General features: G+C 58.1%; 16 protein-coding genes. 11 read left to right on the top strand and 5 right to left on the bottom strand.

All coding sequences use genetic code 11. The features are described 5' to 3' along the window. Positions 1-31 precede the first annotated feature (31 nt). Positions 32-352 carry an iron donor protein CyaY gene (cyaY, locus tag ACLEXF_RS24295; RefSeq protein WP_004886799.1) on the bottom strand — a complete coding sequence of 107 codons (321 nt, stop codon included), beginning with the start codon at positions 350-352 and terminating at the stop codon, positions 32-34. 146 nt (positions 353-498) lie between these two features. Between cyaY and lptM the strand changes: the two genes are divergently transcribed. The 8 genes from lptM to corA all read left to right on the top strand — a co-directional run bounded on the left by lptM (position 499) and on the right by corA (position 7413). Next, positions 499-702, top strand: coding sequence for an LPS translocon maturation chaperone LptM (gene lptM, locus ACLEXF_RS24290; RefSeq protein WP_004886794.1), 204 nt, complete (start codon positions 499-501; stop codon positions 700-702). 35 nt (positions 703-737) lie between these two features. Beyond that, a complete protein-coding gene (gene dapF / locus ACLEXF_RS24285; RefSeq protein ID WP_002883394.1) occupies positions 738-1562 on the top strand; it encodes a diaminopimelate epimerase in 825 nt (274 codons plus the stop codon). Beyond that, the gene (locus ACLEXF_RS24280) at positions 1559-2266 is read left to right on the top strand and encodes a DUF484 domain-containing protein (RefSeq protein ID WP_004886790.1); all 708 of its coding nucleotides are present in this window, start codon (positions 1559-1561) and stop codon (positions 2264-2266) included. The genes dapF and ACLEXF_RS24280 overlap by 4 nt, the downstream gene beginning before the upstream one ends. Next, the gene (xerC, locus tag ACLEXF_RS24275) at positions 2263-3165 is read left to right on the top strand and encodes a tyrosine recombinase XerC (protein ID WP_004886788.1); all 903 of its coding nucleotides are present in this window, start codon (positions 2263-2265) and stop codon (positions 3163-3165) included. The genes ACLEXF_RS24280 and xerC overlap by 4 nt, the downstream gene beginning before the upstream one ends. Continuing rightward, positions 3165-3881, top strand: a complete 717-nt coding sequence (yigB, locus tag ACLEXF_RS24270) for a 5-amino-6-(5-phospho-D-ribitylamino)uracil phosphatase YigB (protein ID WP_064188030.1) — start codon at positions 3165-3167, stop codon at positions 3879-3881. The genes xerC and yigB overlap by 1 nt, the downstream gene beginning before the upstream one ends. A 63-nt stretch (positions 3882-3944) precedes the next feature. Beyond that, positions 3945-6107 (top strand): DNA helicase II, encoded by a 2163-nt coding sequence (gene uvrD, locus ACLEXF_RS24265; protein WP_004886784.1) that lies wholly within the window; start codon positions 3945-3947, stop codon positions 6105-6107. A 148-nt stretch (positions 6108-6255) separates the two neighbouring features. Further along, positions 6256-6312, top strand: a complete 57-nt coding sequence (gene ysgD, locus ACLEXF_RS24260) for a YsgD/CorL family protein (RefSeq protein WP_349815745.1) — start codon at positions 6256-6258, stop codon at positions 6310-6312. 150 nt (positions 6313-6462) lie between these two features. Then, positions 6463-7413 (top strand): magnesium/cobalt transporter CorA, encoded by a 951-nt coding sequence (gene corA, locus ACLEXF_RS24255; protein ID WP_002883400.1) that lies wholly within the window; start codon positions 6463-6465, stop codon positions 7411-7413. Positions 7414-7500: 87 nt separating this feature from the next. Here corA and rarD read toward each other — a convergent pair whose 3' ends face one another. Continuing rightward, positions 7501-8394, bottom strand: a complete 894-nt coding sequence (gene rarD, locus ACLEXF_RS24250; protein ID WP_017899396.1) for an EamA family transporter RarD — start codon at positions 8392-8394, stop codon at positions 7501-7503. 48 nt (positions 8395-8442) lie between these two features. Continuing rightward, a complete protein-coding gene (gene yigI / locus ACLEXF_RS24245) occupies positions 8443-8907 on the bottom strand; it encodes an acyl-CoA thioesterase YigI (RefSeq protein WP_002883404.1) in 465 nt (154 codons plus the stop codon). A 152-nt stretch (positions 8908-9059) separates the two neighbouring features. Between yigI and pldA the strand changes: the two genes are divergently transcribed. The 3 genes from pldA (at position 9060) to rhtC (ending at position 12496) form a co-directional block, all read left to right on the top strand. After that, positions 9060-9920: a phospholipase A gene (gene pldA, locus ACLEXF_RS24240; protein ID WP_004886777.1), complete on the top strand. Its 861-nt coding sequence runs from the start codon at positions 9060-9062 to the stop codon at positions 9918-9920. Between the two features lie 67 nt (positions 9921-9987). Next, the gene (gene recQ, locus ACLEXF_RS24235; RefSeq protein ID WP_004886773.1) at positions 9988-11814 is read left to right on the top strand and encodes an ATP-dependent DNA helicase RecQ; all 1827 of its coding nucleotides are present in this window, start codon (positions 9988-9990) and stop codon (positions 11812-11814) included. Positions 11815-11875: 61 nt separating this feature from the next. Beyond that, on the top strand, positions 11876-12496 hold the full coding sequence (gene rhtC / locus ACLEXF_RS24230; protein WP_004886772.1) for a threonine export protein RhtC: 621 nt from the start codon (positions 11876-11878) through the stop codon (positions 12494-12496). Between the two features lie 44 nt (positions 12497-12540). Here rhtC and ACLEXF_RS24225 read toward each other — a convergent pair whose 3' ends face one another. Both ACLEXF_RS24225 and rhtB read right to left on the bottom strand, forming a co-directional pair. After that, entirely contained in the window at positions 12541-13461 is a 921-nt protein-coding gene (locus ACLEXF_RS24225) for an Rpn family recombination-promoting nuclease/putative transposase (protein ID WP_108450753.1), read from the bottom strand. A gap of 162 nt (positions 13462-13623) precedes the next feature. Continuing rightward, complete coding sequence (gene rhtB, locus ACLEXF_RS24220) at positions 13624-14244, bottom strand: homoserine/homoserine lactone efflux protein (protein ID WP_002883411.1); 621 nt, start codon at positions 14242-14244, stop codon at positions 13624-13626. Between the last annotated feature and the right edge of the window lie 79 nt (positions 14245-14323).

Below are 14323 nucleotides of genomic sequence, written 5' to 3'. Positions count from 1 at the left end.
CGCAATGCGCCGTCATCCGGGAAACATGTCATTAACGGAATCTCACCGTCTCACCGGCCTGCTGGCTCGCCGCCTGCTCCAGCAGATCCCAGAAGGTTTCACCGCTGCGATCGCAGATCCACTCGTCGCCTTTGAGATCGAAATGGTAGCCGCCCTGTTTGGTGGCCAGCCACACCTGGTGCAGCGGCTCCTGACGGTTAATAATGATTTTGCTGCCGTTTTCAAAGCTAATGGTCAGCACGCCGCCGTTGATTTCGCAGTCGATGTCGCTATCGCCGTCCCAGTCATCCAGGCGTTCTTCGATGGTCATCCACAGGCTATCGGCCAGGCGATGGAATTCACTGTCGTTCATAATTTTATTCTGCTTTTTTGATTTTTGAAGATGGGTCGCAGTATAGCGCGAAACAAAAGCGCGCGCAGTCGGATGCTAAAGGCTTGCTTTTACGTCTTCTCCTGCGATGATAGAAAGCAGAAAGAATGAATCACGGGCAACTATCAATGAAAAACGTTTTTCCTACGCTTGCCGTTTTGTTTGCGATCTTCAGCCTGACCGGCTGCGGTCTGAAAGGGCCTCTCTATTTCCCGCCGGCTGATAAAACCGCGCCGCCGCCGACCAAACCGGTTAACCCGGGCATTCAGAGCTCAACGCCGGATCGTAACGATCGTGGCGATACCGGTGGTCCGAGCCAGGTCAATTACTAACGATAACGTTCTGTTCCGCGCAACTGGAGTAGATGATGCAGTTCTCTAAAATGCATGGCCTTGGCAACGATTTTATGGTCGTTGACGCGGTAACGCAGAATGTTTTTTTCTCGCCGGAGCTGATTCGCCGCCTGGCGGATCGCCACCTTGGCGTCGGGTTCGATCAGCTGTTGGTGGTGGAGCCGCCCTACGATCCGGATCTGGATTTCCATTACCGGATCTTTAATGCCGACGGTAGCGAAGTGTCGCAGTGCGGCAACGGCGCGCGCTGTTTCGCGCGTTTCGTCCGGCTGAAAGGCCTGACCAATAAACGTGATATCCGCGTGAGTACGGCCAACGGCCGTATGGTATTAAGCGTAACGGAAGACGATCTGGTGCGGGTGAATATGGGCGAGCCCAACTTCGAGCCCTCCCAGGTGCCGTTCCGCGCCAACAAAGCGGAAAAGACCTATATCATGCGTGCCGCCGAGCAGACAGTATTGTGCGGCGTGGTGTCCATGGGGAACCCGCACTGCGTTATCCAGGTGGATGATGTGGATACGGCGGCGGTGGAAACCCTCGGCCCGGTGATGGAAAGCCATGAGCGTTTTCCGGAGCGCGCGAATATCGGTTTTATGCAGGTGGTCGGCCGGTCCCATATTCGTCTGCGCGTCTACGAACGCGGCGCGGGGGAAACCCAGGCCTGTGGCAGCGGCGCTTGCGCCGCGGTGGCGGTGGGGATCCAGCAGGGGTTGCTCGCTGAAACGGTACGTGTGGAATTACCCGGCGGTCGTCTTGATATCGCCTGGAAAGGCCCGGGCCAGCCGCTGTTTATGACCGGCCCGGCGGCCCATGTCTATGATGGATTTATTCATTTATGAAACCAATCGGGGAAGAACAGCAGGAGGTCGCCAGCGCATTGAACGATCGTGCAGTGGTGGACTATCTGTTGCAAAATCCTGAATTTTTTATTCGTAATGCCGCCCAGGTCGAACATCTCCGCGTCCCGCATCCGGTGCGCGGTACGATTTCGCTGGTGGAGTGGCACATGATGCGGGCGCGTAACCATATCCATGTGCTGGAAGAGAATATGTCGCTGCTGATGGAGCAGGCGGTAGCCAATGAAAGCCTGTTCCAGCGCCTGCTGCAGCTGCAAACGCGGCTGGCGGCGGCGGAGAGCCTCGACGATATGCTTAACCGCCTTCACCGCTGGGCGCGCGAGCTGGGGCTGGCGGGCGCCACGGTGCGCCTGTTCCCTGACAGCTGGCGCCTGGGCGCGCCTTCGAAGTTTACCCACCTGGCGTTAAGCCGGCAGGCGTTTGAGCCGATCCGTATTCAGCGTCTGGGCCAGGCGCGCCACTACCTTGGGCCGCTGAACGGTCCGGAGCTGCTGGTGGTATTGCCGGAGGCGAAAGCCATTGGGTCAGTGGCGATGTCGCTGCTGGGCGGCGATAATGCCCCTGGCGTGATGCTCTTTAGCAGCCGCGATGCGCAGCATTATCAGCCAGGACAGGGGACGCAACTGCTGCAGGAGATCGCCCAGATGCTGCCCGGCCTGCTGGAGCGCTGGATTGAACGCGCATGACCGATTCTCCTCTCTTCTCCGCCGTCGCCCGCTTTCTGCGCCACCTTGGCGTTGAACGCCAGCTCAGCCCGATCACGTTACTGAATTACCAGCGACAGCTGGACGCGCTGATTGCCCTGGCGGATGAGGCGGGTCTGAAAAGCTGGTCGCAGTGCGATGCCGCTCAGGTGCGAAGTTTTGCGGTGCGCAGTCGCCGCGCGGGATTAGGCCCGGCAAGCCTGGCGCTTCGCCTGTCGGCGCTGCGCAGTTTCTTTGACTGGCTGGTCGGCCAGGGCGAGCTCAGCGCCAATCCGGCGAAAGGGATTGCCGCGCCGAAAATTCCCCGTCACCTGCCAAAAAATATCGATGTCGATGACGTCAATCGGCTGCTGGATATTGATCTCAACGATCCGCTGGCGGTGCGCGACCGGGCGATGCTGGAGGTGATGTACGGCGCGGGGCTGCGTTTGTCCGAGCTGGTCAACCTTGATATCAAACATCTCGATCTCGAAAGCGGCGAGGTCTGGGTGATGGGCAAAGGCAGCAAAGAGCGCCGCTTGCCGATCGGTCGCAACGCCGTGATGTGGATTGAGCACTGGCTGGATTTACGCGGCCTGTTCGGTACTGACGACGACGCGCTGTTTTTGTCGAAACTGGGCAAGCGCATTTCGGCGCGCAACGTACAGAAGCGGTTCGCCGAGTGGGGCATTAAGCAGGGGCTGAACAGCCATGTGCATCCGCACAAGCTTCGCCACTCCTTTGCCACCCATATGCTGGAGTCCAGCGGCGATCTGCGCGGTGTGCAGGAGCTGTTGGGTCATGCTAACCTCTCCACCACCCAAATCTATACCCATCTCGACTTTCAACACCTTGCCTCGGTGTACGATGCCGCGCATCCGCGCGCAAAACGGGGGAAATAATGCGTTTTTACCGACCTCTGGGCCAGATTTCCGCGCTGACGTTTGACCTGGACGATACCCTTTATGATAACCGCCCGGTCATTGACCGGACGATGCACGAGTCGCTGGCTTTTGTACGCAGCTACCATCCGTCGCTCAGCCAGTTCGACGCCCATGAGCTTAATCAGCTGCGCCAGACGCTGTTGGCATCCGAGCCTGAGATCTATCACGACGTGACCGTCTGGCGCCACCGTGCGCTGGAGTTAGGCATGCGTAACGCCGGACTCTCCGCCGACGAGGCGAAAGCGGGGGCCGATGCGGCGATGGAACACTTCGCCCAGTGGCGCAGCCGCGTCGATGTCCCGCAGGAGACCCACGATACGCTGGCGAAGCTGGCGGAGAAGTGGCCGCTGGTGGCGATTACCAACGGCAACGCCCGACCAGAGTTGTTCGGCCTGAGCGACTATTTCCGCTTTGTGCTGCGCGCCGGGCCGGATGGCCGCTCCAAGCCGTTTGCCGACATGTACCATCTGGCGGCGGAGCGCCTGAACTTACCGCGCGGGCATATTCTGCACGTCGGCGATGACCTGACCACTGACGTCGCCGGATCGCTGCGCTGTGGCATGCAGGCCTGCTGGATCAAACCGCAAGGCGCGGACCTGATGCACACCGCGGACAGCCGCCTGCTGCCGCATATTGAAATTTCACAGTTGGCATCTCTGACCTCGCTGATATAATCACCAGTTACTCTGTATATATTAACAGGGGTTCGTGTAACCCCTTCTCTTCCGGCGGTGCCAATGGACGTTTCTTACCTGCTCGACAGCCTTAATGACAAACAGCGTGAAGCCGTAGCGGCCTCGCGCACCAACATGCTGGTTCTGGCAGGGGCGGGCAGTGGTAAGACGCGCGTTCTGGTGCACCGTATCGCCTGGCTGCTGAGCGTGGAGAACTGCTCGCCGTATTCTATTATGGCGGTGACCTTTACCAACAAAGCGGCGGCAGAGATGCGCCACCGTATCGGCCAGCTGATGGGCACCACCCAGGGCGGCATGTGGGTGGGCACCTTCCACGGCCTGGCCCACCGCCTGTTGCGCGCGCACCATCTGGACGCCAACCTGCCGCAGGATTTCCAAATCCTCGATAGCGAAGACCAGCTGCGCCTGCTGAAGCGTCTGATTAAGGCGATGAACCTCGATGAGAAGCAGTGGCCGCCGCGTCAGGCGATGTGGTACATCAACAGCCAGAAAGATGAAGGGCTGCGCCCGCATCATATTCAGAGCTACGGCAACCCGGTCGAGCAGACCTGGCAGAAGGTCTATCAGGCCTATCAGGAAGCCTGCGATCGTGCCGGGCTGGTGGACTTCGCCGAACTGCTGCTGCGCGCCCACGAGCTGTGGCTGAATAAGCCGCATATCCTCCAGCACTACCGTGAGCGGTTCACCAATATCCTCGTCGACGAATTCCAGGATACCAACAACATTCAGTACGCGTGGATCCGCCTGTTGGCGGGCGATACCGGCAAGGTGATGATCGTCGGCGATGACGATCAGTCGATTTACGGCTGGCGCGGCGCGCAGGTCGAGAACATTCAGCGTTTCCTTAACGATTTTCCCGGTGCGGAAACCATCCGCCTTGAGCAGAACTATCGCTCGACCAGCAACATCCTCAGCGCCGCCAACGCCCTGATTGAAAACAACAACGGTCGCCTGGGCAAGAAGCTATGGACCGACGGCGCCGACGGCGAGCCGATCTCGCTGTACTGCGCTTTCAACGATCTCGACGAAGCACGCTTCGTAGTGAACCGGATAAAAACCTGGCAGGAGAACGGCGGGGCGCTGGAGCAGTGCGCCATCCTCTATCGCAGCAACGCCCAGTCGCGCGTGCTGGAAGAGGCGCTTCTGCAGGCCAGTATGCCGTACCGCATCTATGGCGGCATGCGCTTCTTCGAACGCCAGGAAATCAAAGACGCGCTCTCGTACCTGCGTCTGATCGCCAACCGTAACGACGATGCGGCGTTTGAGCGCGTAGTCAATACGCCGACTCGCGGCATCGGCGACCGCACGCTGGACGTGGTGCGTCAGACGTCGCGCGATCGTCAGCTGACGCTGTGGCAGGCCAGCCGCGAGCTGCTGAAAGATAAAGCGCTGGCCGGTCGCGCCGCCAGCGCCCTGCAGCGCTTTATGGAGCTGATTGACGCGCTGGCGCAGGAGACCACCGATATGCCGCTGCACGTCCAGACCGATCGGGTGATTAAAGACTCCGGGCTGCGCGCGATGTACGAGCAGGAGAAAGGCGAGAAGGGTCAGACCCGTATTGAAAACTTAGAGGAGCTGGTGACGGCGACGCGCCAGTTTAGCTACAACGAAGAAGATGAAGATCTGATGCCGCTGCAGGCGTTCCTCTCCCACGCCGCGCTGGAAGCGGGCGAGGGACAGGCGGATACCTGGCAGGACGCGGTTCAGCTGATGACCCTGCACTCGGCGAAAGGGCTGGAGTTCCCGCAGGTGTTCATCGTCGGCGTCGAGGAGGGGATGTTCCCGAGCCAGATGGCCCTTGATGAAGGCGGCCGCCTGGAAGAAGAGCGTCGTCTGGCCTACGTTGGCGTGACGCGCGCCATGCAGAAGCTGACGCTGACCTACGCGGAAACCCGCCGTCTGTACGGCAAAGAGGTTTACCATCGGCCGTCGCGCTTTATTGGAGAACTGCCGCAGGAGTGCGTAGAAGAAGTGCGTCTGCGGGCTACGGTGAGCCGCCCGGTAAACCATCAGCGACTGGGCGCGCCGATTGCCGAGAGCGATACCGGCTACAAATTAGGCCAGCGCGTACGGCATCCGAAGTTTGGCGAAGGCACCATCGTCAACCTCGAAGGCAGCGGCGAGCACAGCCGGCTGCAGGTGGCTTTTCAGGGTCAGGGGATCAAATGGCTGGTCGCGGCTTACGCCCGGCTCGAGGAAGTGTAACTTTAAGAAAAATATCATTATTTTGTAATATTCTGCTACCTTTATACGTTAAGGCGCCTGATTTGCGCTTTCGCGTTCCGTTGCGTGTTGACGCCGATTTTGCGCTGGCGTAACATGCGCGCACGATTACGCTAAGAGGACATTCGCCTTGGACACACCCAGTAGATGCTGGCTCAACTTCCTGTCATTCAGGAACAACTCCTAAGGCTATCCTCTTATGCTGATAGCCTTAGCGGTTGTCAGCGACCTGCCCCATTCCCGTCGCGCTGAGTCAGGCTTAATGGTCTGAAACCCAATTTGTTTCTGTGTGCCCACCGAACTGTCCGATAATTTTTTTGCATTGGGAGTCCCGGTCATGCTGAGCGCATTTCAACTGGAAAACAATCGTTTAACGCGCCTGGAAGCCGATGAGATCAAGCACCTCGCCAGCTCGGTGTGGGTCGATCTGGTCGAGCCTGACGACGATGAGCGAAGCCGCGTGCAGACGGAACTGGGTCAGAACCTGGCGACGCGCCCGGAGCTGGAAGATATCGAAGCCTCCGCGCGTTTCTTTGAAGATGAAGACGGGTTACATATCCACTCCTTCTTCTTTTTCGAAGATGCCGACGATCACGCGGGTAACTCTACCGTGGCGTTTACCATCCGCGAAGGGCGCCTGTTTACGCTGCGTGAGCGTGAACTGCCCGCTTTTCGCCTCTACCGCATGCGCGTGCGTAACCAGACCCTGGTGGACGGCAACGCCTACGAGCTGCTGTTAGATCTGTTCGAGACCAAAATCGAACAGCTGGCGGATGAGATAGAAAACATCTACAGCGACCTGGAAAAGCTGAGCCGCGTGATTATGGAAGGCCACCAGGGCGATGAGTACGACGAAGCGCTGTCGACGTTGGCGGAGCTGGAAGATATCGGCTGGAAGGTCCGCCTGTGTTTGATGGATACCCAGCGCGCGCTGAACTTTCTCGTGCGCAAAGCGCGCCTGCCGGCGGGCCAACTGGAGCAGGCGCGGGAGATCCTGCGCGATATCGAATCCCTGCTGCCGCACAACGAATCGCTGTTCCAGAAGGTGAACTTCCTGATGCAGGCGGCGATGGGCTTTATCAACATCGAGCAGAACCGCATCATCAAGATCTTCTCGGTGGTGTCGGTGGTGTTCCTGCCGCCAACTCTGGTGGCCTCCAGCTACGGGATGAACTTTGAATTTATGCCTGAGCTGCACTGGAGCTTCGGCTACCCGGGGGCGATCGTCTTTATGATGCTGGCTGGCCTGGCGCCGTATCTCTACTTCAAGCGTAAAAACTGGCTGTAGTTGTTGTGCCGGATGCGCTGCGCTTATCCGGCCTGAGTGCTGTACTTTTGTAAGCCGGATAGGGCGGAGCCGCCATCCGGCAATGTCCTAGCTCCGACGCCCCCGCCTTTGCGTATACACCGCATCCATCACGAATATCGCCAGCGCCACCCAGATAAAGCCAAAGGTGACCATTTTATCCTTGCCCGGCACTTCGCCGTAGAACGTCACCGCCAGCAGGAACATTAGCGTCGGGCCGATGTACTGGAAAAAGCCCAGCGTGGAGAGCCGCAGACGCGTTGCCGCCCCGGTGAAGCACAGCAGAGGGATGGTGGTCACCACGCCCGCCGCCATCAGCAGCAGATTGAGCGACCAGGGGTTCTGCCCCATATGGCTGGTGGGGCTGTCGGTGATGCCGAACAGCCAAATCGCCGCCACCGGCAACAGCCACAGCGTTTCCACCAGCATGCCGGTCTGCGCATCGACAGCGATTTTCTTCCGCACCAGACCATAAAAGGCAAAGCTGAAGGCCAAACCAAGGCCGATTATCGGTAGCGAACCAAAGGTCCAGAGCTGCACCAGCACGCCGCAAAAGGCGAGGATCATCGCCAGCCACTGCAGGCGACGGAAACGTTCGCCAAGGAAAATCATCCCTAACAGAATATTCACCAGCGGGTTGATAAAGTAGCCGAGGCTGGCTTCCAGCATATGGTGGTTATTCACCGCCCAGATGAACAGCAGCCAGTTGCCGCCGACCAGCACCGCAGAGAGCGCCAGCAGGAAGATCTTGCGCGGCGTCTTCAGCAACTTTTTCACCTGCGGCCACTGACGGCTAACGCTGATGAGCGCCACCATGAAGAAGAAAGACCAGATCACGCGATGGGTCAGAATTTCATCGGCGGGAACATAGTAGATAAGTTTGAAGTACGCCGGCGCGATACCCCAGATAAAGTAGGCGGCGAGGGCCAGAATAATCCCCAACCGCGTCTGTTTCGCATCCATCGGTAAAATCCATTGCCAAAGAGAGTGATGTTACTCGATTTTGGGCAATCAACCCACCATATAGGTCGCTGTTGCGCTGGCAATATATACCTGAGCTTCGTTATGCAGTTCCACACGGGCTACCGCCACTTTATTGCCGGCGCGCAGCAGGGTGCTGGTCGCGGTAAAACGTTCGCCGCGGCCCGGACGCAGGTAGTCCACGCGCAGGTCGATGGTTCCCATGCGGGAAAGCCGCTGGCGCAGCTCTTCTTCATTGATGGTGTCATGGCGGGTAAGGGTGCTGCCAACGCAGACCAGACCTGCGGCGACGTCCAGCGCGGAGGCGATTACACCGCCATGCAGAATGCTTTGCGCCCAGTTGCCGACCATCATCGGCTGATTATTAAAGCTGAGCTGGGCAAACGCTTTTTCATAGCGCTCCAGTTCGAGGCCGAGGGCGCGGTTAAACGGCATGTGATAGACGAAAATCTCCCCCACCAGTTTCAGAGCTGCTTCGGCAGTAAGTTCAGACATAACACCGGTTCCATTCGTTAATAAAATGTTGATTTTATGCTTCTAAAATATTGATTTCCACTTTCGGAGTGGATTTGGGGGCAGGGGATTAATAAACAGGTAGAATGTCTTCAGGTGAAACAAAAATAAAAACTATTTATCAGGAGACCAGCATGCGTATCTCTTTGGCCTGCCTGGCGGCGCTGTGCGCGCTACCGGCTGGTGTTATGGCGCAGGATGCGTCGGTACACGACAAACCAGCAGTGCGCGGCAGTATTATCGCCAACCTGCTACAGGATCATGATAATCCTTTTCTGCTCTACCCTTATGAAAGCAACTATCTGCTCTACACGTGGACCAGCGATCTCAATAAAGAGGCGATTCGCAGCTATGACTGGGCCGAAAATGCCCGTAAAGATGAAGTGAAGTTTCAACTGAGCCTCGCCTTCCCGCTGTGGCGCGGCATCCTGGGGGATAATTCGCTGCTCGGCGCGTCCTATACCCAGAAGTCCTGGTGGCAGCTCTCCAACAGCAAAGAGTCGGCGCCGTTTCGCGAAACCAACTACGAACCCCAGCTGTTTCTTGGCTTTGCCACCGACTATCAGTTTGCCGGCTGGACGTTGCGCGATATCGAAATGGGATATAACCACGACTCGAATGGCCGCTCCGATCCCACCTCGCGCAGCTGGAACCGGCTCTATGCCCGCCTGATGGCGCAAAATGGCAACTGGCTGGTGGAAGTGAAACCCTGGTATGTGGTGGGCAGCACCGATGATAACCCGGATATCACCAAATATATGGGCTATTACCGCCTGAAGGTGGGTTACCAGCTGGGCGAGGCGATCCTCAGCGCGCAGGGGCAATATAACTGGAACACTGGCTACGGCGGGGCGGAGTTGGGGGTGAGCTATCCCATCACCAAACATGTTCGCGCTTACACCCAGATCTACAGCGGCTACGGCGAATCGCTTATCGACTATAACTTTAATCAAACGCGCGTCGGCGTCGGGCTAATGCTCAACGATCTGTTTTAATCGTTGCACTCTGGCTCGCAGGCGCTGAAAATAGCGCCTGTTTTCTTTTCAGGCAAATGGGGTCAACGTGGCACAGGCGGAAGTATTAAATCAGGAATCGCTGGCTAAGCAGGTTTTACAAGAGACCTTCGGCTACCAGCAGTTCCGCCCTGGCCAGGAGACGATTATCGAGACGGTGCTCGAGGGCCGTGACTGCCTGGTGGTCATGCCGACCGGTGGCGGCAAGTCACTGTGTTATCAGGTACCGGCGCTGGTTATGGGCGGCCTGACGGTAGTGGTCTCGCCGCTGATCTCGCTGATGAAAGATCAGGTCGATCAGCTGCTGGCCAACGGCGTGGCGGCGGCCTGTCTGAACTCGACCCAGAGCCGCGAACAGCAGCAGGACGTGATGGCCGGCTGCCGCAGCGGGCAGGTTCGTCTGCTGTATATCGCCCCGGAACGGTTGATGCTCGACAATTTCCTTGAGCATCTGGCGAACTGGAATCTGGCGATGCTGGCGGTGGACGAAGCGCACTGCATCTCCCAGTGGGGCCATGACTTCCGCCCGGAATATGCCGCGCTGGGCCAGCTTCGTCAGCGGATGCCGCAGATCCCGTTTATGGCGTTGACCGCCACCGCCGATGACACCACCCGCCGCGATATCGTCCGTCTGCTGGGACTTAACGATCCGCTCATACAGGTCAGCAGCTTCGACCGGCCGAACATCCGCTATATGCTGATGGAGAAATTCAAGCCGCTCGACCAGCTGATGCGCTACGTCCAGGATCAGCGCGGCAAATCGGGCATTATCTACTGCAACAGCCGTTCGAAAGTGGAAGATACCGCCGCGCGTCTGCAGAGCCGCGGCATCAGCGCGGCGGCTTACCATGCCGGCCTGGAAAACGACGTGCGCGCCGACGTGCAGGAGAAATTCCAGCGCGACGATCTGCAGATTGTGGTGGCGACAGTGGCCTTTGGGATGGGCATCAACAAGCCGAACGTCCGCTTTGTGGTGCATTTTGATATCCCGCGCAATATTGAATCCTACTATCAGGAGACCGGCCGCGCCGGGCGTGACGGCCTGCCGGCGGAAGCGATGCTGTTTTACGATCCGGCGGACATGGCGTGGCTGCGCCGCTGTCTGGAAGAGAAGCCCGCCGGGCCGCTGCAGGATATCGAACGGCATAAGCTGAACGCGATGGGGGCGTTTGCTGAAGCCCAGACCTGTCGTCGTCTGGTGCTGCTGAACTACTTTGGCGAAGGACGCCAGGAGCCGTGCGGCAATTGCGATATCTGTCTTGATCCGCCGAAGCAGTACGATGGCTTAATGGACGCCCGTAAGGCGCTCTCCACTATTTATCGGGTCAACCAGCGCTTCGGGATGGGTTATGTGGTGGAAGTCCTGCGTGGCGCCAACAATCAGCGCATCCGTGAGATGGGCCACGATAAGCTCCCGGTATACGGCATCGGCCGGGAACAGAGTCACGAGCACTGGGTGAGCGTGATCCGCCAACTGATTCACCTTGGGCTGGTGACGCAGAATATCGCCCAGCACTCCGCGCTGCAGCTGACCGAAGCCGCACGCCCGGTGCTGCGCGGCGACGTCCCGCTGCAGCTTGCCGTACCGCGTATCGTGGCGCTGAAGCCGAAGGCGATGCAGAAATCCTTCGGCGGTAATTACGATCGTAAGCTGTTTGCCAAGCTGCGCAAATTACGTAAAGCGATTGCCGATGAAGAAAACATTCCCCCGTACGTGGTCTTTAACGACGCGACGCTTATTGAGATGGCGGAGCAGTCGCCGCTAACCGCCGGCGAAATGCTCAGCGTCAACGGCGTGGGGACACGTAAACTCGAGCGTTTCGGCAAGCCGTTTATGGCGCTGATCCGGTCGCATGTCGATGGCGACGACGAGTAGTCAGCTGGCTATAAAAGTGCCAGAATAGTTATCCTCTTCATTATTTTCCTGCGAGTTAACTATGCTGATGCTTTTCCTTACCGTGGCGCTGGTGCATATCATTGCGCTGATGAGTCCGGGGCCGGATTTTTTCTTTGTCTCACAAACGGCCATCAGCCGCTCGCGCAGAGAGGCGATGATGGGAGTGCTGGGGATCACCTGCGGCGTAATGATCTGGGCGGGGGTAGCGCTGCTCGGCCTGAATCTGATCCTCGCCAGAATGGCGTGGCTGCACAACATCATTATGGTCGGCGGGGGCTTGTACCTGTGCTGGATGGGCTACCAGATGCTGCGCGGCGCGTTGAAAAAAGAGGCGGTATCCCCGCCAGAGCCGCAGGTTGAGCTGGCTCGCAGCGGACGCAGCTTTCTGAAGGGATTGCTGACCAATCTGGCGAACCCGAAAGCGATTATCTACTTCGGCTCGGTGTTCTCGCTGTTCGTCGGTGACAGCGTTGGCGCCGGCGCGCGCTGGGGTATTTTTCTGCTGATTATCATGGAGACGCTGGCCTGGTTTATGGTGGTTGCCAGCCTGTTCGCCCTGCCGGGGATGCGCCGCGGCTATCAGCGGATGGCGAAGTGGATCGACGGTATCGCCGGCACGCTGTTTGCGGGCTTCGGCATCCACCTGATTATCTCGCGTTAACCTGGCGTGATGCTCCACCCGGCTATATCCGGGTGGAGAAAGTGTCAGTGGCGAAGCCGCTGCAGCTCGTCTTCAGACAGACCGGTCATTTCCATAATCGCTTCGTCATCAATACCGCGTTTGCGCATCGCTTCGGCAACCTGCAGCAGGGCCTGATGTTTGCCTTCCTTTATACCTTGCTGTACGCCTTTCCTGATGCCTTTTTCCATACCTTCTGCGAGCCATGTTTCCGCCAGCGTCATCAGTAATCCTCCATGCTGCGGCACGCGCTGTGCCAGCCCGTATAAGAGTGTCCGAGTATCCTCGGCATCCCCTGCCTGAGCCATATAGTTTACCAATACGGTGATTTGTTGTCCGCTCATCGGCTCCAGCATTAAGAGTTGGGTCAACTTATCCAGCAATTGCGCCATATCGCGCTGACGGATGTGTTTTTGCACCAGCGTCAGGGCCGCCATGCTGCGGTGCTGCATAATGTCGTCGTCGGGGATCACCGTGATATCGACCAGCGGAAACGCTCCGCTATAGAGCTGGCGGGCGGTCTCGGGATCGGCGAAATTATCCAGCCAGCTCATAGACCAGGGATAGGGGCTGCGTCGTCCCTGATAGAAGAGGACCGGGATAACCAGAGGCAGCGTTTTATGGCCGTTCTCCAGATGGCGCTGCATGGCGGCGACGGCATAGCGCATTAAGCGAAAGGCCATCAGTTTATCGGGGGCGCTCTGGTGCTCGATCAGAACATGGACATACCCCTTACCGCGGGTGGTTTCCAGCGAGTAGAGAATATCGCTGTAGTAGGGCCTGAGGTCGTCTTCAAGAAAGCTGCCGGATTCCAGACGTAGGGTATCCAGTTTGCAGATCGCTGTTAACGCCGGAGGCAGGTGGATCTCGATGAAATCGCGCGCCGTCTCTATCCGTGAGAGAAAAGTTTTAAATACCGCATCATGAGGGGTCGCCGTTTCTGCCATCGCCGTTCATCCGTGAATCACCTATCTGGCGGCATCCTGGCACGGTGGGCTCAGCGTCGACAGCGGGCAAAAAAATTAATTTCCCGCTTTGCGCGCCGGCTCGCGCAGAGAGATTGCTTCGCCCGCCAGGCGAACCTCTCTTTGCGAGCGAGATTTCATCATTCAGGCGTGACGGGCGGAGGCGAGGAGCGCCCCAACCAGCATAAACAGTGAACCAAAGACTTTATTCAGCGCCTTCATCTGCTTTGGCCCTTTAATCCAGGCTGAAATGCGCTGCGCCAGGGTCGCATAGCCAATCATCACAATGATATCGACGACGATGGTGGTGACGCCCAGAACGAGATACTGCATCACCTGGGGCTGGTGGGGCAGGATAAACTGCGGAAACAGGGCGGCCAGAAAAACAATGCTTTTGGGATTGGTGAGATTCACGAACACCGCACGCTGGAACAGTTTGCCGCGCGTCTGCGCCTTCGCCAGCGTATTCAGGTCGATGGCCCCTGCCGCGCGCCATTGCTGGATACCCAGCCAGATAAGATAGGCTGCGCCGGCCCATTTCAGCACCTCAAAGGCCAGCACCGAGCGGGAGAACAGGGTGCCGAGACCGACGCCGACCAGCACGATATGAATGGCCAGCCCGGTCTGCAAACCGGCAATTGACGCCGCCGCGCCGCGGTAACCGTGGTTAATGGAGGTGGTCATGGTATTAATCGCTCCGGAACCCGGGGACAGGCTGAGAATGATTGATGTCAGCAGGTAGGCGAACCACCACTCAATGGTCATGAGAAACTCCCTGATTGTCTGTTTTTATGCCACAATACGCTATTGTGTCAGCATTGTGTGATGCACGGCAAAAAAACGA

It is taken from the genome of Klebsiella pneumoniae complex sp. WS1778, assembly GCF_049472055.1.
GTDB lineage: Bacteria > Pseudomonadota > Gammaproteobacteria > Enterobacterales > Enterobacteriaceae > Klebsiella > Klebsiella quasipneumoniae.
The sequence above is the reverse complement of the archived record's forward strand: the minus strand, read 5'-3'. Positions and strand labels throughout refer to the sequence as shown.

Excerpts from the sequence above, each read along its gene's own strand:
- cyaY (WP_004886799.1), bottom strand. The coding sequence starts at position 352 with ATGAACGACAGTGAATTCCATCGCCTGGCCGATAGCCTGTGGATGACC.
- lptM (WP_004886794.1), top strand. The coding sequence starts at position 499 with ATGAAAAACGTTTTTCCTACGCTTGCCGTTTTGTTTGCGATCTTCAGC.
- dapF (WP_002883394.1), top strand. The coding sequence starts at position 738 with ATGCAGTTCTCTAAAATGCATGGCCTTGGCAACGATTTTATGGTCGTT.
- ACLEXF_RS24280 (WP_004886790.1), top strand. The coding sequence starts at position 1,559 with ATGAAACCAATCGGGGAAGAACAGCAGGAGGTCGCCAGCGCATTGAAC.
- xerC (WP_004886788.1), top strand. The coding sequence starts at position 2,263 with ATGACCGATTCTCCTCTCTTCTCCGCCGTCGCCCGCTTTCTGCGCCAC.
- yigB (WP_064188030.1), top strand. The coding sequence starts at position 3,165 with ATGCGTTTTTACCGACCTCTGGGCCAGATTTCCGCGCTGACGTTTGAC.
- uvrD (WP_004886784.1), top strand. The coding sequence starts at position 3,945 with ATGGACGTTTCTTACCTGCTCGACAGCCTTAATGACAAACAGCGTGAA.
- corA (WP_002883400.1), top strand. The coding sequence starts at position 6,463 with ATGCTGAGCGCATTTCAACTGGAAAACAATCGTTTAACGCGCCTGGAA.
- rarD (WP_017899396.1), bottom strand. The coding sequence starts at position 8,394 with ATGGATGCGAAACAGACGCGGTTGGGGATTATTCTGGCCCTCGCCGCC.
- yigI (WP_002883404.1), bottom strand. The coding sequence starts at position 8,907 with ATGTCTGAACTTACTGCCGAAGCAGCTCTGAAACTGGTGGGGGAGATT.
- pldA (WP_004886777.1), top strand. The coding sequence starts at position 9,060 with ATGCGTATCTCTTTGGCCTGCCTGGCGGCGCTGTGCGCGCTACCGGCT.
- rhtC (WP_004886772.1), top strand. The coding sequence starts at position 11,876 with ATGCTGATGCTTTTCCTTACCGTGGCGCTGGTGCATATCATTGCGCTG.
- ACLEXF_RS24225 (WP_108450753.1), bottom strand. The coding sequence starts at position 13,461 with ATGGCAGAAACGGCGACCCCTCATGATGCGGTATTTAAAACTTTTCTC.
- rhtB (WP_002883411.1), bottom strand. The coding sequence starts at position 14,244 with ATGACCATTGAGTGGTGGTTCGCCTACCTGCTGACATCAATCATTCTC.